22 protein-coding genes are annotated in these 23942 nt (G+C 64.2%); 10 read left to right on the top strand and 12 right to left on the bottom strand.

Translation table 11 applies throughout. The annotated features are described in order from the left end of the window. Positions 1-79: 79 nt before the first annotated feature. Together ACFORG_RS00530 and ACFORG_RS00525 are read left to right on the top strand one after the other, a co-directional pair. The gene (locus ACFORG_RS00530) at positions 80-472 is read left to right on the top strand and encodes a hypothetical protein (protein WP_386733419.1); all 393 of its coding nucleotides are present in this window, start codon (positions 80-82) and stop codon (positions 470-472) included. Between the two features lie 116 nt (positions 473-588). Then, complete coding sequence (locus ACFORG_RS00525; RefSeq protein WP_386733418.1) at positions 589-798, top strand: hypothetical protein; 210 nt, start codon at positions 589-591, stop codon at positions 796-798. Between the two features lie 3 nt (positions 799-801). Here the strand turns inward: ACFORG_RS00525 and ACFORG_RS00520 are convergent, their stop codons facing one another. Further along, the gene (locus ACFORG_RS00520) at positions 802-1683 is read right to left on the bottom strand and encodes an LOG family protein (RefSeq protein ID WP_386733417.1); all 882 of its coding nucleotides are present in this window, start codon (positions 1681-1683) and stop codon (positions 802-804) included. 81 nt (positions 1684-1764) lie between these two features. Between ACFORG_RS00520 and ACFORG_RS00515 the strand changes: the two genes are divergently transcribed. The 3 genes from ACFORG_RS00515 to ACFORG_RS00505 all read left to right on the top strand — a co-directional run bounded on the left by ACFORG_RS00515 (position 1765) and on the right by ACFORG_RS00505 (position 4288). Beyond that, a complete protein-coding gene (locus tag ACFORG_RS00515; protein ID WP_386733416.1) occupies positions 1765-2679 on the top strand; it encodes a threonine/serine dehydratase in 915 nt (304 codons plus the stop codon). Between the two features lie 77 nt (positions 2680-2756). Then, positions 2757-3581: a 2,3,4,5-tetrahydropyridine-2,6-dicarboxylate N-succinyltransferase gene (gene dapD / locus ACFORG_RS00510; protein ID WP_386733415.1), complete on the top strand. Its 825-nt coding sequence runs from the start codon at positions 2757-2759 to the stop codon at positions 3579-3581. 107 nt (positions 3582-3688) lie between these two features. Then, positions 3689-4288 carry a VOC family protein gene (locus tag ACFORG_RS00505; RefSeq protein WP_386733414.1) on the top strand — a complete coding sequence of 200 codons (600 nt, stop codon included), beginning with the start codon at positions 3689-3691 and terminating at the stop codon, positions 4286-4288. A gap of 8 nt (positions 4289-4296) precedes the next feature. Here the strand turns inward: ACFORG_RS00505 and ACFORG_RS00500 are convergent, their stop codons facing one another. Further along, positions 4297-5871, bottom strand: coding sequence for a choice-of-anchor L domain-containing protein (locus tag ACFORG_RS00500; RefSeq protein WP_386733413.1), 1575 nt, complete (start codon positions 5869-5871; stop codon positions 4297-4299). 157 nt (positions 5872-6028) lie between these two features. On the opposite strand from ACFORG_RS00500, the gene ACFORG_RS00495 reads away from it, so the two are divergent. Next, a complete protein-coding gene (locus tag ACFORG_RS00495) occupies positions 6029-6373 on the top strand; it encodes a hypothetical protein (protein WP_386733412.1) in 345 nt (114 codons plus the stop codon). A 3-nt stretch (positions 6374-6376) separates the two neighbouring features. Here the strand turns inward: ACFORG_RS00495 and ACFORG_RS00490 are convergent, their stop codons facing one another. The 3 genes from ACFORG_RS00490 to ACFORG_RS00480 all read right to left on the bottom strand — a co-directional run bounded on the left by ACFORG_RS00490 (position 6377) and on the right by ACFORG_RS00480 (position 10169). Continuing rightward, positions 6377-7432, bottom strand: a complete 1056-nt coding sequence (locus tag ACFORG_RS00490; protein ID WP_386733411.1) for a transporter substrate-binding domain-containing protein — start codon at positions 7430-7432, stop codon at positions 6377-6379. A 68-nt stretch (positions 7433-7500) separates the two neighbouring features. After that, positions 7501-8595, bottom strand: a complete 1095-nt coding sequence (locus ACFORG_RS00485) for a Hint domain-containing protein (RefSeq protein ID WP_386733885.1) — start codon at positions 8593-8595, stop codon at positions 7501-7503. Further along, positions 8595-10169, bottom strand: a complete 1575-nt coding sequence (locus ACFORG_RS00480) for a Hint domain-containing protein (protein ID WP_386733410.1) — start codon at positions 10167-10169, stop codon at positions 8595-8597. Before ACFORG_RS00480 ends, ACFORG_RS00485 begins: the two co-directional genes overlap by 1 nt. A 298-nt stretch (positions 10170-10467) precedes the next feature. Here ACFORG_RS00480 and dapE point away from each other — a divergent pair, with 298 nt between their 5' ends. The 3 genes from dapE to rnr are packed head-to-tail and all read left to right on the top strand — an operon-like array spanning position 10468 to position 14521. Further along, on the top strand, positions 10468-11613 hold the full coding sequence (dapE, locus tag ACFORG_RS00475) for a succinyl-diaminopimelate desuccinylase (protein WP_386733409.1): 1146 nt from the start codon (positions 10468-10470) through the stop codon (positions 11611-11613). Position 11614: 1 nt separating this feature from the next. Continuing rightward, complete coding sequence (locus ACFORG_RS00470) at positions 11615-12235, top strand: TIGR04282 family arsenosugar biosynthesis glycosyltransferase (protein WP_386733408.1); 621 nt, start codon at positions 11615-11617, stop codon at positions 12233-12235. Between the two features lie 12 nt (positions 12236-12247). Continuing rightward, positions 12248-14521, top strand: coding sequence for a ribonuclease R (rnr, locus tag ACFORG_RS00465; RefSeq protein WP_386733407.1), 2274 nt, complete (start codon positions 12248-12250; stop codon positions 14519-14521). Positions 14522-14541: 20 nt separating this feature from the next. Here rnr and ACFORG_RS00460 read toward each other — a convergent pair whose 3' ends face one another. From ACFORG_RS00460 to ACFORG_RS00430, 7 genes are all read right to left on the bottom strand, one after another. Continuing rightward, positions 14542-14946 carry a DUF1801 domain-containing protein gene (locus ACFORG_RS00460; protein ID WP_386733406.1) on the bottom strand — a complete coding sequence of 135 codons (405 nt, stop codon included), beginning with the start codon at positions 14944-14946 and terminating at the stop codon, positions 14542-14544. Positions 14947-15077: 131 nt separating this feature from the next. Further along, a complete protein-coding gene (locus tag ACFORG_RS00455) occupies positions 15078-16253 on the bottom strand; it encodes an ABC transporter permease (RefSeq protein ID WP_386733405.1) in 1176 nt (391 codons plus the stop codon). Positions 16254-16258: 5 nt separating this feature from the next. Further along, positions 16259-17980, bottom strand: a complete 1722-nt coding sequence (locus ACFORG_RS00450; protein WP_386733404.1) for an ABC transporter permease — start codon at positions 17978-17980, stop codon at positions 16259-16261. Between the two features lie 86 nt (positions 17981-18066). Further along, positions 18067-19176, bottom strand: a complete 1110-nt coding sequence (locus ACFORG_RS00445) for an extracellular solute-binding protein (protein WP_386733403.1) — start codon at positions 19174-19176, stop codon at positions 18067-18069. Positions 19177-19256: 80 nt separating this feature from the next. Next, positions 19257-20357 (bottom strand): ABC transporter ATP-binding protein, encoded by a 1101-nt coding sequence (locus ACFORG_RS00440; protein ID WP_386733402.1) that lies wholly within the window; start codon positions 20355-20357, stop codon positions 19257-19259. Between the two features lie 190 nt (positions 20358-20547). Beyond that, entirely contained in the window at positions 20548-21945 is a 1398-nt protein-coding gene (locus ACFORG_RS00435; protein WP_386733401.1) for an aspartate aminotransferase family protein, read from the bottom strand. A gap of 58 nt (positions 21946-22003) precedes the next feature. Next, positions 22004-22711, bottom strand: a complete 708-nt coding sequence (locus tag ACFORG_RS00430) for a GntR family transcriptional regulator (RefSeq protein WP_386733400.1) — start codon at positions 22709-22711, stop codon at positions 22004-22006. 145 nt (positions 22712-22856) lie between these two features. Here ACFORG_RS00430 and ACFORG_RS00425 point away from each other — a divergent pair, with 145 nt between their 5' ends. Next, complete coding sequence (locus ACFORG_RS00425; RefSeq protein WP_386733399.1) at positions 22857-23942, top strand: polyamine ABC transporter substrate-binding protein; 1086 nt, start codon at positions 22857-22859, stop codon at positions 23940-23942.

Genomic DNA, 23942 nt, shown 5'->3' with positions numbered 1-23942 from the left:
GCCAAGCCACGGAATCATTGGCAATTCCGTCCGGCCCGTCCTAGGCTCGGGCCGATTGAACCTGAACGGAGTTTCCCGAATGTCCCGCAGGCTACTTTCTGCCGCGGCCCTGCTGATCGGCAATGCCGTGGGCTTGCTTCTCGCCTCGCTCCTGCTCGAAGGCTTCACGATCGCGCCGCTCTCCTTCATCGTCGTTGTCGCGATCTTCACCCTCGTGCAGGTCATCGCCGAACCGCTGCTCAGCCGTGTCAGCGACCGCCAGGTTCCCGCGATGAAGGGCGGCATCGCGCTTGTCGTGACCTTCGTGGGCCTGCTGCTCACCGATGTCATCACCACCGGCCTGACGATCGGCGGGGTTGCCAACCTGCTCGCCGCAACGCTGCTGGTCTGGCTTGGCGCGTTGATCGCAGCCGTGCTGATCCCGATTTTCCTGTTCAAGGAACTGCGCGAAAAGAAAACCAAGGCAAAGTGACCGCCGCGCAACGGGGCAGGGCGGCCTGCCCCGATTTTTCCTCAATCCCGGTAAATTTCGGCCCTCTTCAACAGTCAGTTTCCATCTTGGGAACAAATCCAGGAGGGACGAAAACCATGGCACAGGCAGATATCGGCGGCACGATGATCGAGGCAGGCATCCTCGACGTTCTGACCCGCGAACGCGAAAAGGCGCTCAGCGCGCGCGAGTGGAAATTCCGCATCGCGGGCTTCGGCTACGGCATCAAGGAAGTGCATGGCGCACGCATCGTGACCAAGCTGCCCCAAGGCACCGAACTGGGCATGCTGCCCCCGCAATTCGCTTGAACCTCAGCCGCCCAAGCCATCCGCGCGCCGCGCCTTGGGTGCTTCGCGGCCAGGAATCTCGGACCGCGGCGGGGCAGGGTCCCAGTTGTCGATGATTTCGACTGCCTCCTGTGCGGTTTCGACATAACGGAACAGGTCCAGGTCCTGTGGGGCAATCGTGCCGGCATCGGCCAGCGCCTCCCAGTTGATGACCCGCTCCCAGAAGTCGCGCCCGAACAGCAGGAACGGCACGCGTTCCATCCGTCCGGTCTGGATCAGCGTCAGCGATTCGAACAGCTCGTCCATCGTCCCGAATCCGCCGGGAAAGATGGTGATCGCCCGCGCGCGCATCAGGAAATGCATCTTGCGGATCGCGAAATAGTGAAAGTTGAAGCTCAACTCGGGCGTGACATAGGCGTTCGGCGCCTGCTCGTGCGGCAGCACGATGCTCAACCCGATGGAACAGCCGCCCGCGTCATGCGCGCCGCGATTGCCGGCTTCCATCACGCCCGGTCCACCCCCGGTGACGATCACGTTCTCGCGGCAATCCGTCTCGTTCGATTTCAGCGTCATCAGCCGCGCGAATTCCCGCGCCTCGTCGTAGTAATGCGACAGCTCGGCCAGCGTACGGGTCCGCGCCACGTGCTTCTTGGCGGGTTCGGGAATGCGCGCGCCTCCGAACATCACCACGGTCGAGGTGATGTTGCGTTCTTCCAGCAGCAACTCGGGCTTCAGCAGTTCCAGCTGCAACCGCACCGGGCGCAGCGCCTCGCGGCACAGGAATTCCTCGTCGGCAAAGGCCAGCGTGTACGAGGGCGAGCGTGTCTGCGGCGTGTCCGGCACGTCACGGGCCGTGCTGCGGTCGAGAGAGGCATCGCGAAAGGTGCTGTGGCGCTCGTCGGTCATGTCTGGGATATCCCCGCTTTTCCTGTTCGTCCCACCCGTATAGGGTCCGCGACCGCAACGCCAGTAACCGGGAGGGCTCAGATGGACTGGACGGCCGAAATCAGCGCGGCGCAAGAGCGGATCGCGGGTCACGTGCAGCGCACCCCGGTCATGACGACCACGGGCTTCGGTCTCGACCACCCGGTCGAGATGAAGCTCGAGCAGCTCCAGCATACCGGCAGCTTCAAGGCGCGCGGGGCGTTCAACACGCTGCTGTCGTCCGATGTACCGCCCGCCGGCATCGTCGCGGCCTCGGGCGGCAATCACGGGGCTGCCGCCGCCTATGCCGCACGGACGCTGGGACATCAGGCGCAAATCTTCGTCCCCGAAATGGCCGGACCCGCCAAGATCGCCCTGATCGAACGGACGGGTGCAAAGCTCTCCGTGGTGCCGGGCGAATACGCGAATGCCGCCCAGCAGGCGCAAGAGCACGCGGCCAGAACCGGCGCGATGCAGATCCACGCCTATGACGCGCCCGCCACCGTGGCCGGGCAGGGCACCTGCTTTGCCGAGTGGGAGGCGCAAGGCCTCGAGGCTGACACGGTGCTCGTCGCCGTTGGCGGCGGCGGGCTGATCGCGGGTGCGCTTGCGTGGTTCGCGGGTCGTCGCAAGGTCGTCGCGGTCGAGCCCGAAACCTCCCGCGCGCTCAACGCAGCGCTCGAGGCGGGCGAACCGGTCGATGTCACGGTCTCGGGCGTTGCCGCCAACGCGCTCGGCGCGCGCCGGATCGGTTCGATCTGCTTCGGCCTAGCGCGGGGCATGCAAAGCGTCGTGGTCCCGGACGCCGCCATCACGCAGGCACAACAGGCGCTCTGGCGCGAACGTCGACTGCTGGTCGAGCCGGCGGGGGCCACCGCGCTGGCCGCGCTCATGTCGGGCGCCTACCGTCCCGCGCCGGGTGAACGTGTGGCCGTTCTGGTCTGCGGCGGCAACATCGCGCCGGACCCGTTTCCCTGAATGCCGCATTGTGCCATGCGGACCGCCGCAGTATAGCGCATTGAAACCGTGACACGCACGCAGGGGAGACACCGCAGATGTCCAACGCACAGCTCGAAACCGCCATCGAAGCCGCCTGGGAACAGCGCGACACGATCACCCCCTCGACCGGCGGCGAGACCCGCGAAGCGATCGAGTCCACGCTCGAGGCGCTCGATTCCGGCCAGCTGCGCGTGGCCGAGAAGCGCGGCAATGACTGGCACGTGAACCAGTGGGCGAAAAAGGCCGTGCTGCTCGGCTTCCGTCTCAAGGACATGGAACAGCAGGATGGCGGCCCGCAGGGCGGCCACTGGTGGGACAAGGTCGACAGCAAGTTCAAGGGCTGGGGCGATGCCGAATGGCGCGCCGCGGGCTTTCGCGCGGTGCCCAACTGCATCGTGCGCAAATCGGCCTATGTCGCGCCCGGCGTCGTTCTGATGCCGTCCTTTGTGAATCTCGGTGCCTATGTCGACGAGGGTACGATGGTCGATACTTGGGCCACGGTCGGCTCCTGCGCTCAGATCGGCAAGGGCGTGCACCTGTCGGGCGGCGTCGGTATCGGCGGCGTGCTGGAGCCGATGCAGGCCGGCCCCACCATCATCGAGGACAACTGCTTCATCGGCGCCCGCTCCGAGGTCGTCGAAGGCGTGATCGTACGCGAGGGCTCGGTGCTGGGCATGGGCGTCTATATCGGTCAGTCCACCAAGATCGTCGACCGCGAGACGGGCGAGGTCTTCATGGGCGAGGTGCCGCCCTATTCCGTGGTCGTCTCCGGCTCCATGCCGACCAAGAACAACCTCAACCTCTACTGTGCCGTCATCGTCAAGCGCGTCGATGAAAAGACCCGCGCCAAGACCGGCATCAACGAGCTGCTGCGCGATTGACGCCCCGGCAAGGCGCGCGTGGCTTTGTCTCGCGCGCCCGCCGCGCTACCGTGACATCGAACCGGCGCGCGACCCTGCGCCGGACCCCTGACAAAGGATAGGTGTCCATGTCCGAAAGCGGCGAACTCAGAAAAATCCAGACCCAGGGCGTGCATCACATCACGATCATTGGTGCCGACCGCCAGACATCCATCGATTTCTGGGAAGGGGTGCTCGGCATGCCCTTCATTTTCGATCAGCCCAACCTTGATGACCCGGACCAGGGCCACCTCTATTTCGATCCCGGCGATGGCCGCCTGATCACCATCTTCACCAGCGAGGATCGCAAGCCCGACGCCACCCCCGTGCCCGAGGCGGTCGGCTCGCTCCATCACCTCGCCCTCAATGTCAGCCAGGCGACGTTCTGGCAGGTGGCCGACCGGCTCGACGCGCGTGGCGTGTCGCATTCCGGCCCGGTCGACCGGGGCTTCATGGATTCGATCTATTTCCGCGACCCGCTGGGCCTGCGGATCGAACTGGCCAGCTACCGGTTCGAACCACCCGAGGGGTGCCGCCACGCCGACGTGATGATCGAGGCGCACAGGATCCGCGTCGCCAAGGGCGACGGCCATATCGACCGTGTCCATCTTGCCGATGCGATCGAGCGTCTTGTCGAACGGCGACAGGGCTCGCTCTCGGACAAGCGCGCCGCGCGCAACCCCTACTGACTTCGCACTCAAGCCCGGATCAGCGCGCGCGCCTCGAACCCGCGCAGGGCCGGGCGCGCGGCAGGGCCATAGCCCAGGTCGCGCGCGGCGAGGTCGGGCATCAGCCGCAGCACCTCGTCGCGCAGGCGCGGATCGAACGCGCCCAGCGTCATGTCCCCGGGATGATAGCTTTCGCTTTCCAGCCCGTTGCCGCGCAGGATCTCGTGCCGGTCGAACAGCAGGTGCACATAGGTCACCGGCGCGCCATCGGCGCAGACCCGGATCGCGCGCCCGTCGACCAGGTGTTTCGCGGCGACCAGCACCTCATCCGTGCCGAACAGCAGCTGCGCCCGGCCCGAGCCGAGCAGAATGCGATGCTGCGGCGACACGGCCAGCGCGTCGTGATCCCCCAGCGCGCCGCGCCGGATCAGGACCGGCGCATCCGGCCCTTCGGCCAGTCGTTCGCTGATCCCGATCCAGCGCACCGGTTGCGGCCCGCGGTCGCGCGTCAGCACCATGTCGCCCACGCGCAGCGCCTCCACCGCCACCTTGCCGCGCAGCGTGTCGATACGTGTTCCGGCCACGAAACAGGGCGTCGTGTCGATGGTGACAAAGCCGGTATCGGTATTTCCCGCCGCATCCGCCACCTGGTAGGAAAAAGTGTTCGACGCCTCTTCCGACCCGTCGGAATCGATGGTGAAACTCCCGTCACCGTTCAGCGTGATCTCCTCGCCGGTCGACAGCGTCACCGTATCGCCCGTGCTCACGGGCTGGCCGTTGATATGGGTGATCGTCAGGCTGCCCGGCGCCGCGGTCGAGCTGTCATTGGACAGAACCTGCACCACCTCCTCGTTGCCGCCGGTGATCTCGACCGCATCGTCCTGCGCGATCAGCGCCGTCTGGACCGAGTTGCCCGCGATCAACAGGTTCGAATCGTAATGCCCGTCGCCGCCATCGGCGATGCCGATCTTGATGGTGTTGACCTCGCCGGGCGTCACCGGGGCCTTCAGCGTCAGGGTGACGGTGAACCCGTCCATCTCGGTGTTGAAGCTTTCGGCGCTGGCCGGATTGTCGACATAGAGGTTGGAATTGCTCTCGTCATTGATGTTGTTGATGGTGATATCGCCGTCGCCGACGGTCAGTTCGGCCTTTTCGCCATTGACCCAGATCCCCACCGCGTCGTTGAAGCCCGAGCCGACATATTCCAGGTATTCCTCGGACGAAAACACGACCTGCATGGACAGGACCGACCCCTCCGGCACGAACTCCGCTTCGAAAATCGCCGCGTCGAAGGTGCTTGCGCCCGCGATCTCGTCAAGGTCGTCATCGCCCGCGCGGCCGAACCGGGTCGAGGTTCCGGAGCTGTCATTCGCATCGCCCGCGCTGTTGGTGACGTCGCTGGCCCGCCCGGTGGACAGGATCACGCCACTGTCGGCCGGCGTGATCCCTGGTGCCACCGCGTCGCCGTCGGTATAGATCCCCGACGCCGCCGAGGCGCCGGTGTAGCTGGCCGAAACGATGTCGATGCCGGTCCCGAACATCTCCTCGGCCATGGCTTCGGCCGAGGCCGTTGTATCGATGGGCAATTCCTGTGCGCTGGGCATGGGTGGTCTTCCGGTTGTCTGGTCCGGAACCGTGCCTAGCGCGGCAAGTCTTGCCGTTTCGCTTACGCGATGCGCGCAAATCCCTGCAATTCGCCATGAATTGTACCGATCCGCATGCCCATTGACCGCTGCCCGGCCCAAGGCTATTGCGGCGCGCATGACACAGCCGAAAAAGCCCTCCCGCCAGCAGGTCTACACGCTTCTCGTCCAGATCGGGCGCAAGGAGGGCGACGGCCTGCCCGAAGGCGCGACCGGGGCCGCCCTGATGTGCTACGCCTCCGGCGTGGACGAGGCCGAGGCCGTGCGCGAAACCGTCGCCATCCTGAAACAGGCCGATACCGCGCCGCTCGACGTGACCGGCTATGGTACGCTGGCCGAGCGCGAGGCCGAAGGGCACGAGATCGACGAGGACGAACGCGCCCTCATGCAGCGCGCGCTTGATGAAAACGCGGTGATCGTCGCGCAGATGACGCCGTTCTTCGGGGACGGCCCGGCCCACTGACCGTCAGTCGCGGTTGCCGAACCACTTGCGATAGATCCGGTCATAGGTGCCGTCCTCGCGCAGCTGCAATAGCGCGCGGTTCACATCCTCCCGCAGGGCCGAACCGGTTGGAAACAGGATGCCGTAATTCTCGCGCAGAAAGACCGGGCCGGCCATGCTTGCCGTTTCGCGGCCCTCATGCGTGGCGTAATAGGACAGGATCGGCGCGTCGAACACCACGGCATCCAGCGCCCCATCCTCGAAATCGGCGATCATCGGCTCCAGCCCGTCATAAGCGGCATAGTCGATCTCGCGCCGTTCAAGGAACCCGGCCGCCGTCGAGCCCGAGATGGTCGCCACCCGTTGCCCGTAGAGGTCGTTCACCGTGTTGATCGTGCCGGTGATCGCGTTCACCGTCATAACCGAGGTGATCTTGGCGGTGAAGACCGACACGATGAACAGCGAAGAGATCACGAGGATCACGCCGAACACCCGGCCAAAGGCGGTGCGCGGCACCCGTTCCTCGAACCCGCCATTGACGACGAGGTTCAGTGCCCACCAGAAGGACGGGAACCACGCCTCGTTCAGCTTGCGGTCGAAATAGGGCTGCGCGCGGCGTTCGAAATACCACATCAGCATGCCGCCGGTCAGCAGGATGACAAAGGCCACGCCAATGGCGATGAACAGGTCCATCGACATCAGCGCCCGCAGCAAGGACGGGCTGCCCGCCTGCCCATAAGGCACCATGATCTGTAGCCCTGCCTCGAATATAGGCTGGCTGAAATCCATGGCGGACTCGCGCGCGGCAGTGATCGAGATATTGGCGATGGCAAGGTCCGACGCGCCGCTCTGCGCGGCCGTCAGCATGTCGGCAAAGGCCTCGTGCCTGACGATGTCGTAATCCCATTCCAGCGTCTGCGCCAACGCGGCCAGCAATTCCATTGAAAAGCCGGTATCGACCCCGTCCTCGACCATCGAAAAAGGCGGGCGGGTCACGGTCGACACGTTCAGGCTCTGCGCGGCGGCGGCAGAGGCGAGTGACAACAGGATCAGGACAAGGCAGGAAAGGCGGCGGAACATGACACTCTTACGATGTTCTCCGCCCCATACCCCTATGCGCGGCCCCCGGCAAGCGCAAGGTCCGGGTATTATGCCGCACGGCGCTCGGCCAGAACACGCGCCTCGAACCCGCGCAGCACCGGCAGACGCGCCCTTCCGTGATCGGGCAGGCGAGACCGGTCATAGCCGGCCAGAACGCTCGCCGCCAGCAAGCCGGGCTTGCGATGCAGCCGCCCGATGTAAAGGCTCTCGACCACGGCGCCCGCGGCAAGGATCGGCTCGTGCTTGGGCAACAACAGCTGCGCATAGGTGATGACCGGGCCCGATCGCGCCTCCAGCACGGAATGCCCACCCGTCAGCGCGGCGGCGGGGGCCAGCACGGCCTCGTGCCCGAACAGGTATTCCACGTCCGACCCGCTCAGCACCAGCCGCTGCGACGGCGCGGCAAAGATGTCTTGCCCCAGCCCGAAATAGGGCGCGCGCAGGTAAAGCGGCCGTGTCATGCCACGGGCCACCACCGAACGGCTGACCCGCGCCAGAACCGGAACCGCATCGCCCTCGGGTGTCACCACCAGGTCGCCGCGACGGATCTCGCGCAGCGGGCGATAGCCCTGCGGCGTCGCGATCGGCGTGTCGGGCACCAACGCCGGCATCGGCCCCACCGCCTCGATCCGCGACGACAGCGCAAGGAACGCGATATCGGGCGCAACGAAACGGCGCGGACCCTCACGGAACAAGGCGCGCAGATCGCCCGCGCGCAGCGGCGGCGGCGCGGCAAGGTCGATCAGGTGCACCACCTCGCTGTTGTTCTGTTCCAGCGCGATCCGCCCGCGCCGGGCCGGAGCATCCCAGCTATAGCTCAGCCGCAGCACCTCCTGCCGGCCGGTATCGGTGGAATCGATGGCATGGTGAATGACGCAGCCGCCCTGGTTCAGGACAAAGATCAGCCCGCCGCCGGGGATCGCCTGAACCGACAGGTGAAAGGGCCAGCTGCCCGTGCGCTCGTAATGCAACAGGGCGCGGGGCCGGCTTGCGCTCGGCATCCGCGTCTCGATGACCAGCGTCCCGCGAGTGACAAGGTCGTCCTCACCGCTGCCGATCAGGTCCGGCGCATCCGGTCCCGCCCGCAACCCCCGCGGCGCGAACAGCTCCGTTTCACTATCCCAAAGCGCGATCCACCCCATCACGCGACCCTCCTGTCTGCAAACAACAATCCCGCCTCGTAGCTGCGCAACGTCCGCCGCGCGGCGGGCCCGTATCCCAGCCCGGTCTGCGGGTCGAGTTCGGGAAAGATCCGGCAGATCTCGTCGATCACCGGCTGTTCGAACACGCTCGTGGTCTGCGGGCCGGGCAGGAAACTCTCGGTCTCCAGCCCCGAGGCCCAGACGACCTCATGCGCGTCGAACATCATGTGCACATAGGTCACCGCTCCGCCCGGCCGCCGGGTGACCGAGCGGTCATTGACCAGGTCGCGCGCGGCGACCAGAACCTCGGCCTCGCCGAACAGCAACTCGGCCAGGCTGTCCCGCACCAGGATGCGGTGCTGCGGCGACACCATCACGTCACCATGCCGCCCAAAGGTGCCCGCGCGGATGTGGATCGGCGCGAACTCTCCCTCGGCGGCCACGCGCCGCCGCCCGATCCAGCGCAGCGGTTGCGGGCCGTGATCGCGCGTTTCGACCATCTCACCCAGCCGCAGCGCCTCGACCGGCCGCTCGCCGCGCGCGGTCCGGATCAGCGTCCCGGCCACGAAACAGGGCACCTGGCTTACCTTGACGAACCCGGTATCGTCATTGGTCCCGTTGGTGGCCGAGTAGGTAAAGTTGAAATCCTCGGTGTCGCCGTCGCCAAAAACGGTGATCGTCCCATCGGCGTTCAGCTGCACCGTCTGCCCGGTATTCAGCGTGACGATATCGCCCGCGTTCACCGCGACATTGTTGATGTGGGTGATCGTCAGCACCCCGCCCGAGGCGCTCTCGTCATTGGCCAGCACATCGAGGGTCACGCTGCCATCGGGATAGAGCGTGGTCTCGTCCGTGATCGCAACGAAATCGGTCTGGATGCTGTCCGCCGCGATCAGCAGGTTGGAATCGTAGTTGCTGTCGGACACGTCCGCCACACCGATCCGGATCGTGTTCTCGGCCCCGGCGATGACATCCATCGTCAGCGTCATGGTGACGGTCAGCCCGTCCATCTCGGTGTTGTAATCGTCCCCCGTATTGTCGAGGAACAGGTTCTCGTTCGACACGGAATTGATGTTGCCCGGATCGGTGTCGCCATTTCCCACAGCCAGATCGACCTGCTGTCCGTTGATCCAGACGCCGACGAAATCCTGGTACACCGAATTCTGGAACTCGGGATATTCCTCCGAGGAAAAGACGAACTGCATCGTCATCTTGTCCTCGGTCGGGATGAACGTCACGTCCAGATAAGACGCGTCATATGTCCGCGTACCGGCAGCCTCGTCGAAATCGTCGTTGCCGTTCTCGCCGCGCGTGTTGGTCGATGTGTTGGTCGCCCGGTTCGGATCGCCGCCGGAACGGGTGAAATTGGTCGCCCGACCGGTGGACAGGATCACGCCGCTGTCTCCGGGCGTGGCCCCCGGTGCCAGCGCGTCCCCGTTGGAATAGATCGCAGAAGAGTTCCGGTCACCCGAATAGGATGCGTCGACGATGCTTACCCCGTCGCCGAAAATCTCCTGCGCCATCGCCGTCGCGCTGGCATTGACCTGGTAATTGAGCTCCGCCCCCGTCGCCATCTCGCCCTTGCCCCTCATGTGGACCACGGGCAGGAGACCGCGCCGGCACGGGGCTACCACCTCCCGTCCACGGAACAGACATGGCGCACGACGGCCCTTGGCGGGCTCTGCGGTCGGGCGCTGTTTCGAAATCTCCGGTCTTTGCCGGATGATGCTCGGGTGACCTGCCTCAGGTCCTTGTTATTGCTTGAATGTTACCGGCGCGGTGCCGCTCTGTTAAGCGGGTTTGCGCGAAACGGGTTGTGAAAGGGGCGTTTTCGACACAAACCTGTCACCGCAACACCACAAAGAGGGCCCCATGTCCGCGACCGACCCCGCCAAACTCACCGCCGATCTCATTCGCTGTCCCTCGGTCACGCCCGAAGACGGCGGCGCGTTGCCCCTGCTCGAGAGGCTCCTGTCCGGCGCCGGGTTCACCTGCACGCGGGTCGATCGTGGTGGCATCGCCAACCTCTATGCCCGCTGGGGTGACAAGGGCCATGCCCGCAGCTTCGGCTTCAACGGGCATACCGACGTGGTGCCGGTGGGCGACGCCGCCGCGTGGACGCATGACCCCTTCGGCGCCGAGGAACAGGGCGGCATTCTCTATGGCCGGGGCGCCACCGACATGAAGTCGGGCGTCGCGGCCTTTGCCGCCGCTGCCGTCGATTTCGTGCGCGACACGCCCCCCGACGGTGCAGTGATCCTTGCCATCACCGGCGACGAAGAGGGCGACGCCACCGACGGCACAACCGCGCTTCTGGACTGGATGGCCGATCAGGGCGAGCAGATGTCCGTCTGCCTCGTCGGAGAGCCGACCTGCCCGGAGAACATGGGCGACATGATCAAGATCGGTCGCCGTGGCTCGATGACAGCTTGGATCACCGTCACCGGCAAACAGGGCCATTCCGCCTATCCGCATCGCGCGAAAAATCCGCTCCCCGCGATGGCGCGGCTGATGGACCGCCTCGCCAGTCACGAGCTGGATCAGGGCACCGACCATTTCGACCCCTCGACGCTCGCCGTCGTCACCATCGACACCGGGAACCCGGCCAACAACGTCATCCCCGCCGCGTGCACGGGCGCGGTCAACATCCGGTTCAACGACACCCATAGCGGCGCTTCGCTCAGCGACTGGCTGCGGGCCGAGGGCGACCGCGTGGCCGAAGAATTCGGCGTCACCGTCGAGATGAAGATCAAGATCTCGGGCGAGAGCTTTCTCACGCCGCCGGGCGAACTGTCCGATCTCGTCTCCCGCGCCGTTGCCGCCGAAACCGGGATCACGCCGGAACTGTCGACCACCGGCGGCACCTCGGACGCGCGCTTCGTCAAGGATCATTGCCCCGTCGTTGAATTCGGCCTTGTCGGCAAGACCATGCACCAGGTCGACGAGAACGTGCCGGTCGAGCAGATCCACCAGTTGAAATCGATCTATTCCCGGATCCTGCGCGACTACTTCGCCTGACATGCGCCAGACCCTGATCGTCATGGTCAAGGAACCGCGCCCCGGTCGCGTCAAGACGCGGCTGGCGCGTGACATCGGCACGACCGCCGCCGCGTGGTGGTTCCGGCACCAGACCCGCGCCCTGCTACGCCGCCTGCGTGACCCGCGCTGGCAGATCGTTTTGGCCGTCGCGCCCGACCGGGCCGGGCTCGCAAGTCGCGCATGGCCTGCCGGCCTGCCGCGCCGCGCGCAGGGGCAAGGCGATCTCGGCACGCGCATGGCCCGCCAGCTGCGCGCCGCCGCGCCGGGACGGGCCTGCGTGATCGGGGCCGACATCCCGGGAATCACCCGCGCCCATATCGCCCGCGCCTTCGCGGCTCTGGGCACACATGACCTCGTCTTCGGCCCGGCGCATGATGGCGGCTACTGGCTTGTCGGCGGTCATCCGCAGCGTCTGCCGCGCGGGCTCTTCGCCAATGTCCGCTGGTCCACACATCATGCGCTCGCGGACACAATCGCCAGCGCCCCGGCCGCGCGCGTCGCGCTGACCGACACGCTGGCCGATATCGACACCGCCGCCGATCTCGCGGCCCACCGCGCCACACCGCGCGTTTTCCCGGATGACCGCGCACCCGGCGCGTGATACGTCCCGGTCATGACACGCATCCCCACCAAGCAGGAGGTCCTCGACTGGATCTCCGCCAACCCCACCCTGACCTCCAAGCGCGACATCGCCAAGGCGTTCGGGATCAAGGGGGCCGACCGCATCGACCTCAAGCGCGTCCTGCGCGAGCTCGAGGCCGAGGGCCATCTCGAAAAGCGCAAGCGCAGCTATCGTGACCCCGACCGCCTGCCCCCGGTCAGCGTGTTGCAGGTCAAGGCACCCAACGCCGATGGCGACCTGTTTGCCCGTCCACTCGAATGGCACGGCGAAGGGGTGGAGCCCATCGTGCTCGTCCTGCCCCGCGCCTCCGACCCCGCGCTGGGCGAGGGCGACCGCATCCTCGCCCGCCTGACCGTGGTGCACGAGGAAGACCACAATTACGAGGCGCGGCTCATCCGCAAGATCGGCGCCAACCCCCGCAAGATCGTCGGCATCTTCCGCAAGACGGCCGAGGGCGGGCGCATCGTGCCGATCGACAAGGCCGGGCAGAACGAATGGTCCGTGGCCGATAGCGCCACGCTCAGCGCCCGCGACGGCGAGCTGGTCGAGGCCGAGCAGGCCGGACCGAAACGCATGGGCCTGCCGCGCGCGCGCATCGTGGAACGGCTTGGCGACCCGTCGGCGCCCAAGGCCGTCTCGCTGATCGCCATCCACCAGCATGGCATCCCCGACGATTTCCCCGACAAGGTCATCGCCGAGGCCGACCGCGCCAAGCCCGCTGGCCTTTCGGGGCGTGAGGACATGCGTGACCTGCCGCTCGTCACCATCGACCCCTCGGATGCGCGCGACCATGACGACGCGTGTTATGCCCACGCCGATGACGACCCCAAGAACCCCGGCGGGCACGTGATCTGGGTCGCCATCGCAGATGTCGCCCATTACGTCACGCCGGGCTCCGCGCTCGACCGCGAGGCGCGCAAGCGTGGTAATTCCACCTATTTCCCCGACCGGGTCGTGCCGATGCTGCCCGACCGGCTCTCGGGCGATCTGTGCTCCCTGCACGAGGGTGTGCCGCGCGCCACCATGGCCGTGCGCATGCGGATCGACGCCGACGGCAACAAGATCGACCACAGCTTTCACCGGGGCCTGATGCGCTCTGCCGCCTCGCTCGCCTACGAAGACGTGCAAAAGGCCATCGACGGCGCGCCCAACGACAAGACCGGCCCGCTGCTCGACGAGGTCATCAAACCGCTCTATGCCGCGTATCACGCCCTGCGCGATGCCCGCGAGCGCCGCCAGCCGCTTGATCTGGACCTGCCCGAACGCCGCATCGTGCTGGATGACAACGGCAACGTGACCTCGGTGGCCTTCCGCGACCGGCTCGATGCGCACAAGCTGATCGAGGAGTTCATGATCCTCGCCAACGTCGCCGCCGCCGAGACACTGATCGCCAAACGCCGCCCGCTGCTCTTCCGCGTGCACGAGGAGCCCGCGCCGGAAAAGCTGGAATCGCTCCGCGAAACCGCGCAGGCCGCCGGGTTGACGCTGGCCAAAGGACAGGTGCTGCAAACCCGCCACCTCAACGCGCTATTGAATGCCGCCGCCGGCACCGAAGAGGCAGAGCTCATCAACCTCTCCACGCTGCGGTCCATGGCCCAGGCCTATTACAGCCCGGAAAATTACGGCCATTTCGGCCTCGCCCTGCGCAACTACGCGCATTTCACCTCGCCGATCCGGCGCTATTCCGACCTCATCGTGCACCGCGCGCTCATCACCGCGCATGGCTGGGGCGATGACGGTCTCTCGCAGGAAGAGATCGACAGGCTCGAGGAAACAGCCGAGCATATCTCGGATACCGAGCGCCGCTCGATGATGGCCGAACGCGACACCACCGACCGCTACCTCGCGGCCTATCTCTCGGAACGCGTCGGCAGCGAATTCACCGGCCGCATCAGCGGCATCGCGCGGTTCGGTGCCTTCGTCAAGCTGGACGAAACCGGCGCTGACGGGCTTGTGCCTGTCCGCTCGCTCGGGCGCGAGTTCTTTCATTTCGACCGCGAGGCCGGAACGCTGATGGGGGCGGATACCGGGCTGATCATCGCCATCGGCCAGCGCGTCAGCGTCAAACTGACCGAGGCCACCCCCGTCACCGGCGGGCTCGAACTGGAATTGCTGTCGATCGAGGATCAGGACATGCCGCGCGGCGGCAGCGGGGGCAGGGGCCGCGCTGGCCGCACCGCGCCCAAACGCAAGGCCGTGCAGGCCAAGCGCAAGAAGGACAAGATCAAGCGCAAGGTCGAACGCAAGCGGCGACAGACGCGCTAAGCGGCGCGCCACCGTCCCGACTAACGCGTCTGCTTGTAGGTCAACGCCCGCGCGATCAGCATCCCGTGCCGGTCCGGGTCGATCTCGTCGGTCGTGTCGAACAGGATCGCCCGGTTCCCATCGATCCGGTCCATCCCCGGAAACGCTGTCCGATGTTCCTCCATCAGGCGGGTCTGGCAATGCACGAACAAGGCGAACCGCGCCGCCTTGTGGGTCCAGATCCGCAGGGCGCTCCCCTTGGGTGCGATATAGCTCGGCTGCCCCCAGCGCAGGGTCTCTTCGACCGGCTGTTCCAGCCGTTGCGCGGTGTCAAGGATCAGCGCGCGCAGTTTCAGCAACCCGGCCCGGCTCTCCTCCGGAATGGAGGCAAAGGCGGCGGCAACGCCGTCGGACTGAACGTGCCCGGATAATACCTCGATTGCCATCCGACCCCCTTTGGTACCCCCCTCCGGGTTTTGTACAAAACGGTCGATCACCCTGCCGGGAGATGTACAAAACGGACAATTCGCGCGGTTCAGGGGGAACCCGGCGTGGTACCCCCGATCCGTTTGTCAGGTCAGGTGGGCGACATGCCGCGCAGCCGCTCGGACCTCCGCCGCAGCAATTCGACCGTCGCCAGCAACATGATCGAGATCGCCACAAGGATCGTCGCAACCGCCAGGATGGTTGGCGAAATCTGCTCGCGCAGACCAGTAAACATCTGCCAAGGAAGGGTTTTCTGGCCCGCAGAGCCGACGAACAGCACCACGACCACCTCGTCGAACGAGGTGATGAAGGCAAACAGCCCGCCCGAGATCACACCCGGCAGGATCAACGGCATCTGGACCCTGAAAAACGTCGTTACCGGGCCGGCCCCCATGTTCGCCGCAGCCCGCGTCAACGAGTTGTCAAAGCCCACCAGGGTTGCCGTTACTGTGATGATAACAAAGGGAATTCCCAGCGCCGCATGGGCAAGGACGACACCGAAATACGTGCCCTGAAGCCCGATCCGGCTGTAGAAGAAGTACATCCCCGCGGCCGAGATGATCAGCGGCACGATCATCGGTGAAATCAGGATCGCCATGATCGCGCGGCGGAACGGAACATGAGGCTGGCTCAACCCGATTGCCGCCAAAGTGCCAAAGCTCACCGACAGAAGCGTCGCCATCGGCGCGATCTTGACCGAGTTCCACAGCGCCTGCTGCCAGTCGGCATTGGTAAAGAAGTCATTGTAATGCTTGAGAGAATAGCCTTCGGGGTCAAATCTCAGCATCTCAGGCGTGAAAGTAAAGAAATCCTCGGCATTGAAGCTCAGCGGCATGACCACGAGGATCGGCGTTATGAGGAAAACGAATATTGCGCCACAGATCACTCGGAACGTGTAGTGCCACAAAACCTGCCCCGGTGTGAGGTAAGGCGCCAGGTGCGCCCGGTAGCGCGAGGTCGCAAGCCAGAAGATGAACCAGCCGACGAACCATCCGAACAGGATGCCCATAACCAATCCGGGCAAGCCTCCGGTCAGGAACCCGGCGATCACGAATACCGCCAAGATCCCCCAGCGTAACGGTTTTTCCTTGTCGGTCATGCTCGCAAACACAAAGCCCATAACGCCCAAGAGCGCCGCGCCGATCAGGATGCCAAGCAGCCCGGACCCCTGCGCCGTGCCGATGAAGAGACCGAAAAACGCCCCTGCCGCAGCCGATACGGCGGCCACGAAACCGGGGGTCTGGTTTTCTACAGGTGTCAATGCCATGTGCCTTACCCCAGTTTCACGTTGTCGATGCCGACGATCTTGTCATAGGCCCAGTAAAGGATCAGCACGACCGCAAGCAGGATCGTCCCCAGCGCCGCAGCAAGACCCCAGTTGAGCGAGGACGAGATGTGATAGGCGATCCGGTTCGAGATGAAGGTACCCGTGGTGCCGCCGACGATCTCGGGCGTGATATAATAGCCGATGGCAAGGATGAACACGAGGATCGACCCGGCCCCGATCCCGGGCACCGATTGCGGGAAATAGACCCGCCAGAACGCCGTCCAGTTCGTTGCACCCAACGATTTCGCGGCGCGCAGATAGGATGGATTGATCGTCTGCATCACCGAATACATCGGCAGGATCATAAAGGGCAGCAGGATATGCGTCATCGCGACGATTGTGCCGAACTGGTTGTTGATCATGACCAGCCGCGCCTCGTCGGCCACAAGGCCCAGCCATACCAGCGTGTCGTTGATCACGCCCTGCTGTTGTAGCATCACCTTCCATGCCGAGGTCCGGACCAGAAGCGAGGTCCAGAAGGGCAGCAGCACGAGGATCATCAGCATGTTCGCACTGCGGGCTGGAAGGTTGGCCAGGATCCACGCGACCGGATAGCCCAGCAGGATGCACGAGCCCGTGATCATCAGCGACATGAACAGCGTGCGCTTGAACAGCATGATGTAGATCTGCTGGTTCTCCGGTCGCGCCTCAGCGCCATCGGGGCCCTTTTGCATGTCGATGGCGTTCAGGAAATACCCGCTGGTATAGTTTGGCGAATAGATCTTGATCGTACGCCAGACGTCGGTATCGGCCCAGTCCTCGTCAATATCTTCGAAGGCCGCACGGTAGGCGATCGGTTCAGCGCCTGACAATGCGCCCTGCGCTTCCTGCAGCTCCGCCGCTCCCGGGCCGGAGTACCCGCTCAGATCTGCGGTGCGCAGATCCTCGACCAACGCCACCTTGACGGCTTCCCACGGCTCTTCCTCGGCGACGACGTCGCCTTCGGCAATGGCGGTGAACAGGGCGAAGGCGGTATAGGCGCGTACCGTCCGTGGCAGGATGCCGGCGATTTCCGCACCGGGCGAGAATCCGATTTCACCGTTGAAACTGTCGGATGTCAGGTTGGACAAACGCTGGCGCTGCTGGGCAAGGATGCCGTCATCGGCCCCGCCCGTACCAGACATCATCGCGTGCCAGAAGGCGGGGTCTTCCCAATGATCGCCCTGGTCCTCGAGCAGTTCGATCTGATCCTCGCCGACGTCATCGACCTTGCGGCCCGACCCTCGGAACAGAGACGAGATGCCGGTGTTCTCATAGTTCAGACGCGTGCCGAGTGTCGTATGCTCTTTTGCCTCGGCGGCGATGAACATGTCGTAGTAGAGCGCTTCGAACACCTCTTCGCCGGGTGCGTCGCCGCCATCGGGGTCCCAGTCGGCCAGCGTCTCGGTCGTGTAGGGCAGGGTGGTCGACACGATCGAGTTTTCGACCGAGCGGAACAACATGTCCGCGATCGGCATGATGAAGGTCAACAGGACGAAAATCAGAAGCGGCGCGATAAGGGCTAGTGCGCGCAGTTTCTGCATCCGCAGTGCGCGCGCGAGACTACGCTTGAGGGGCGTGCCATCCGCGGCCAGAACCGGCCCACCTTGCTTGCTTTCGGCTGTCCGAAGCGCGTCGTCGGGCGTCGGAGCCCGCTTGCCGGTTGTGGCGTCTGTCACGTCGCTCATGATTTTCCCCGTCGGTCTTGGATTATTGTCGTTGGGGTGAAGGGGCCTGTTGAGGCCCCTTCGGTGTTTCGTCGGCATTCAGCCGATCACTGGGCCAGCCATGCCTGGAACTTCGCGTCGATGTCGTCGCGATAGTCGGCCCAGAACTCGTAGTTGTAGAGGAACGTGTTCTTGGCGTTCTCGGGATCGGTCGGCATGTGCGGCGCCATGTCGATACCCAGCTCGGCATGCTGACCCACCAGCGGTGCCGAGGACTTGCGCGCAGGACCGTAAGAGATCCATTTGGCCTGATCTGCCAGGCGCTGCGTATCGGTGGCGAACATGATGTAGTCAAGCGCGCGGTTCAGGCGGTCTTCGGGCAGGCCGGTGGGGATGATCCAGCCGTCAAGGTCAAAGACCTGCGCGTCCCACATCATCGCGACCGGCTGGTCCTGCTCCTCGATCACCGAGAAGAGACGGCCGTTATAGGTCGACCCCATGAAGATCTCGCCATCGGCAAGCAGCTGCGGTGTATCGGCACCGGCCGACCACCAGATCACTTCGTCCTTGATGGTGTCGAGCTTGGCGAGTGCCTGCTCCTGGCCCTCTTCGGTTTCGAGTACGTCATAGACGTCATCCTTGGCGACGCCATCGCAGAGCAGGGCCCATTCCATGTTGTTGATCGGACGCTTTTCCAGCGCGCGTTTGCCCGGATACTTCTCGAGGTCGAACACGTCGCAGATCTGGCTCGGCGGCTCGACGCCTTCGGGGACCATGTCGGTGCGATAGCCGAAGGTGGTCGAATACACGATCTGCGGGATAAAGCAGTCGCCGACCAGCAAGTCACCGAAATCGTCCTCTGCCGAGGTGCCATCGGGCGCTGCCGCGAGATGCTCGTCGGGGTCGATTTCCATTGCCAGGCCTTCGTCGCACAGGCGCAACGCGTCGGCGGCCACGACGTCAACCACGTCCCAGGTGACATTGCCCGCCTCGTTCATCGCGCGCAGCTTGGCCACGGCCTCGGCCGAGCTTTCGTCGTTGATGATCTTGACGCCCGTCTTTTCCATGTAGGGCTCGTGATACGCGTTCTGCTGCGACTTCGAGTAGGCGCCGCCCCAGGACACGATGGTCATCTCGTCGGCCATGTCCTGTGCGGACACGGCAGGCGCGACGAGGGCCGTCGTGACTGCAAGGGCGGTCAGTTTCGTGAGTTTCATTTAGATCTCTCCTTGTTGAAGCGATTTTTGAGTGGGTTCTTGCCCCGGATCGCAAGCCGGGGAGTACTGCGCGCGCCAGATCAGGCGTCGAGCGCGCGGCAATCCTGCGGCAGCCAGCCGATCTCGATCTGCTGGCCGGGTTGCAGACGCACCTGGTCGGGTGCGTTGCGGGTCTTGATGATGAACTCGTCGTTCCCGGCGACCCGCAGCCGTGTGCGAAAGATATCGCCCATGTAGATGAATTCCAGAACTTCGGCCTTGAGCGTATGGGCTTCGGGCTGAAGCCGGTCGCGGTTGAATTCCACGCGCTCGGGCCGGATCGACACACGGGTTCGTTCGCCGGGTGTCGACACGTTGATCAGCTTGGCGTCAATCAGCCCGCCATCGTCCAGCTGGATGAGGCCGATGTCGCCGTTGACCTCCTTGATCGTGCCTTCGAGCGTGTTGTTTTCACCGATGAACTGCGCGACGAAGCTGTTTTTCGGCTCCTCATAAAGCACGTCCGGCGGATCGAGCTGCTGGATGCGCCCGTCGTTGAAAACGGCGACGCGGTCCGACATGGTCAGCGCCTCTGTCTGGTCATGCGTAACGTAAACCACGGTGATGCCCAGACGGTGGGCGAGGTCGGTGATTTCGAACTGCATCTTTTCGCGCAGCTGCTTGTCGAGTGCGCCCAGCGGTTCGTCCATCAACACCAGCTCGGGCTCGAACACTAGCGCGCGTGCAAGGGCGACGCGCTGCTGCTGACCGCCGGAAAGCTGCGCGGGGCGTCGGCCACCGAACGCACCCATCTCGACCATGTCGAGGGCGCGTTTAACCTTTTCCTCACGCTCGGACTTGCCCATCTTGCGAACCTCGAGCGGAAAACTGAGGTTCTCGCTGATCGTCATGTGGGGGAACAGCGCGTAGTTCTGGAACACCATCCCGATTCCGCGCTTGTGCGGTGGGATGTTGTTGATCGAGACACCGTCCAGCCGGATATCGCCATGTGTCGCCGTCTCGAACCCGGCCAGCATCATCAGGCAGGTCGTCTTGCCCGACCCCGACGGCCCCAGCATGGTCAGAAACTCGCCCTTGGGCATGGTGAGGTTCAGGTCTTTGACAACGAGCGTTTCGCCATCATAGCTCTTTTGGACGCGTTCGAATTCGACAAACGCATCGTCGCCGTTGGTAGCAGCCAAAGCGGTCTCCCCATTTAATTTTGTCAGCGGTCTCTGCCGCTTGATATCGAAGCCTAAACGCAGGTTTTGGTGCGTTGCAACCGGATTACGACGATTCACGGCGGGCAGCGACATGCCGCACCCTAGGGGAAACGGGCCAGAAACGCAAAACGCCGCCCCTGTGGGCGGCGTTCGCAAAAAACATGCAACTTCAGGATGCCGCCTGCATCAGCCCCTGGTCCTTGATGGCCGATGCCGCCTGTTCCAGCGAGCGGTTGATGCGAGTGAACATCTCTTCGATGTCCGGCGGCGTGATGGTGATCGGCGGTGCAATCACCAGCCGGTCGCCAATATGGCGCATGATGACATTGTTCGAAAAGCAGATGTCACGGCAGATCGAGCCGACGGTGCCGGGATCGGATGCGAACTTGGCACGTGTGGATTTGTCGGGTGTCAGCGCGATGGATGCCATGAGGCCGGTGATAACTGCCTCGCCAACCATTTCGTGCTCGGTCAGTTTGAGCCAGTGCTCGCGGACAAGCGGGGCTGCTGTATCGCGCACATGCTCGACCATTTTCTCTTCTTCGATCAGGCGCAGGTTCTCAAGCGCGACCGCCGCGGCCACCGGGTGGCCCGAATAGGTGTAGCCGTGGCTGAATTCGACCTCTGCCATCACCGCGGCCACCTCGTCGGACACGATCGAGCCGCCAATGGGCGCGTAGCCCGAACTCAGGCCTTTGGCGATCGTCATGATGTCGGGGCGGATGCCGAAAGTCTGCGAGCCGAACAGGTTCCCGGTGCGCCCGAAGCCGGTGATGACCTCGTCCGCGATCAGCAGGATCTCGTACTTGTCGCAGATGCGCTGAATTTCGGGCCAGTAGGTCTCGGGCGGGATGATGACGCCACCGGCCCCCTGGATCGGCTCTCCGATGAAGGCTGCAACGCGATCTTCGCCCATTTCGAGGATCGCCTCTTCAAGCTCGCGGGCGCGGGCAAGTCCGAACTCCTCGGGTGTCATGTCGCCGCCCTCGGCCCACCAATTGGGCTGATTGATGTGATGGATGTCGGGGATCGGCAATCCGCCTTGCGCGTGCATGTATCCCATGCCGCCAAGGCTGGCCGAGCCCATTGACGACCCGTGATACGCGTTCTTGCGGCTGATGATCACCTTTTTGTCCGGTTTGCCCTTGGCTGCCCAATAGGTGCGCACCATGCGGATATTGGTGTCATTCGCCTCGGACCCGCCTGCGGCGAAAAAGACGTGGTTCAGATCGCCGGGCGCAAGCTGCGCCAGCTTGTCGGCCAGCGCGATGGCGGGGACGTGCGTGGTCTGAAAGAACGTATTGTAATAGGGCAGTTCCTTCATCTGCCGCGCGGCGGCCTCGGCCAGTTCGTCGCGGCCATAGCCGATGTTGACGCACCACAAGCCGGACATCGCGTCGAGTATCTGCTCGCCATCGCTATCGGTCAGGTAGACACCCTTGGCGCGGGTGATGACGCGCGCTCCCTTCTTGCTCAGCGGGCCATTGGCCGTGAACGGATGCATGTGGTGCGCCGCGTCGAGGCGCTGAAGCTCCTCGGTCGGCATGTGGTTGGTGATGGCGGACATGGGCGTGCCTCCTGGAAGGGAATGGGTCGGGTCAATTGCGCGTCAGGATATGATCAAATTATTCCGTGTCAATCGAATCGCTGGATGTCGGGGCCTGCGAAAGGACACCGTCCATCATCATCATGCCTTGTTCCACGTCATCCAGCATGGCCTGCCGGATCGCGGCGGAATCATCTGCGCGCAGGGCGGCGAGCAATTCCTTGTGCCGGTCCGGCAGGTTTTGCGTGCCGAACCGGCCGCAGACGACCCGTAGTGACGGCCCGAATCGCAGCCACAACCGGTCGACGAGGTCGGACATGACCGGTGCGTCGGCCGACGCGTTGAGGGCCGCATGAAAGGCGTGGTTGTGGCGCAGATACCCTTCGACATCGCCAGAGGATATCGCTGCGTCAAGGCTGGCATCAATCGCCTCAAGCGTGTCTATGCCCGGGGCGTCCAATCGTGCGCCCGCCCGCGCCGCCAACTCGGGCTCTATTGTTTTTCTTAGGAAATTCAGCTCTTCAATGTCGGTGGCCGTCAGGACCGGCACCGTGACCCTGCGATTGTCCTGATGCACAAGAGCGCCGTCCGAGATCAACCGCCGGATTGCCTCGCGCACCGGCGTCATGCCCGCGTCGAGCGTTTCGGTCAGGCCCTGAATCGTGACGGCTTGCCCGGGCGCCAATTCTCCGAACAGGATCATGTCACGCAGGCGCTGGTACACTTGCTCATGCGCAGGGCGTTTCGCCCCGTCGAGGTCACGTGCCACAGCCTGTTTTTTGTTCATTGCATCCGGACCTTGCCCCATTCAGGCGCCGCTGCTTGCGCGACGCCACCTTGCGTGGAAACATAAACCCTGTTGCCGTGGAAGGCAAAACTTGATCAAATCCGGGCGAGACGGGAATATACCCGTGACCTTCAGGGAGACACCAATGATGTTCAAGACACTCACCCTTACCTCTGTGCTTGCGCTGGCCGCGTCGGTCGCCGCCGCGCAGGAGGTGCGGGTCTACAATTGGTCGGACTATATCGACGAGGACCTGCTGTCCAAGTTCGAGGAAGAAACCGGCCTGACTCTGGTCTATGACGTATTCGATAGCAACGAGTTGTTGGAAACCAAGATGCTTGCGGGTGGGTCCGGCTATGACGTGGTGGTCCCGTCGGGGACATTCCTGCAGCGTCAGATCCAGGCAGGCGCGTTCCAGAAGCTCGACAAGTCGAAGCTGCCCAATATCGAGAACATGTGGGACGTGGTCAGCAGCCGGACCGAGCAATACGATCCTGCCAACGAGTATTCGATCAACTACATGTGGGGCACCACCGGGATCGGCGTGAATGTCGGCAAGGTCAAGGAAGCGCTGGGTGACGACGCGCCCATTGACAGCCTGGACTTGGTGCTGAAGCCCGAGAACATGGAAAAGCTCGCCCAATGCGGTGTGCATTTCCTTGATGCGCCGGCGGAAATGATCCCGATGGTGCTGCAATATCTTGGCGAGGATCCCGACAGCCACGACCCCGATGTGATCGCCAAGACCGAACCGGTGCTGATGGCAGTGCGTCCGCATATTCAGAAGTTCCACAGCTCGGAATACATCAATGCGCTGGCCAATGGCGATATCTGCGTCGCGGTCGGCTGGTCGGGTGATGTCCTGCAGGCCCGCGATCGTGCGGTCGAGGCCGAAAATGGTATCGAGATCGCCTATCACGCGGCCAAGGAAGGCGCGCAGATGTGGTTCGACCAGATGGCCGTCCCAGTCGACGCGCCGAACCCCGAAGGCGCGCATGTTTTCCTGAACTTCATCATGGACGCGGAAAACATGGCGGCGGCGTCCAACTACGTCTATTACGCCAACGGCAACGCCGCGAGCCAGGAATTCCTTGTCGAGGACGTGATCGGCGATCCGGCAATCTATCCCGACGAAGCGACGCTGGAAAACCTGTTCACCACCACGCCCTATCCCCCCAAGGTGCAGCGTGTGGTGACCCGCCTCTGGACCAAGGTGAAATCGGGTACCTGA

The sequence above is a fragment of the Lutimaribacter marinistellae genome (assembly GCF_042648365.1).
In the GTDB taxonomy this organism is placed as follows: domain Bacteria; phylum Pseudomonadota; class Alphaproteobacteria; order Rhodobacterales; family Rhodobacteraceae; genus Lutimaribacter_A; species Lutimaribacter_A marinistellae.
Note: the sequence above shows the minus strand (reverse complement) of the source record. Positions and strands in the feature narration are given on the sequence as shown.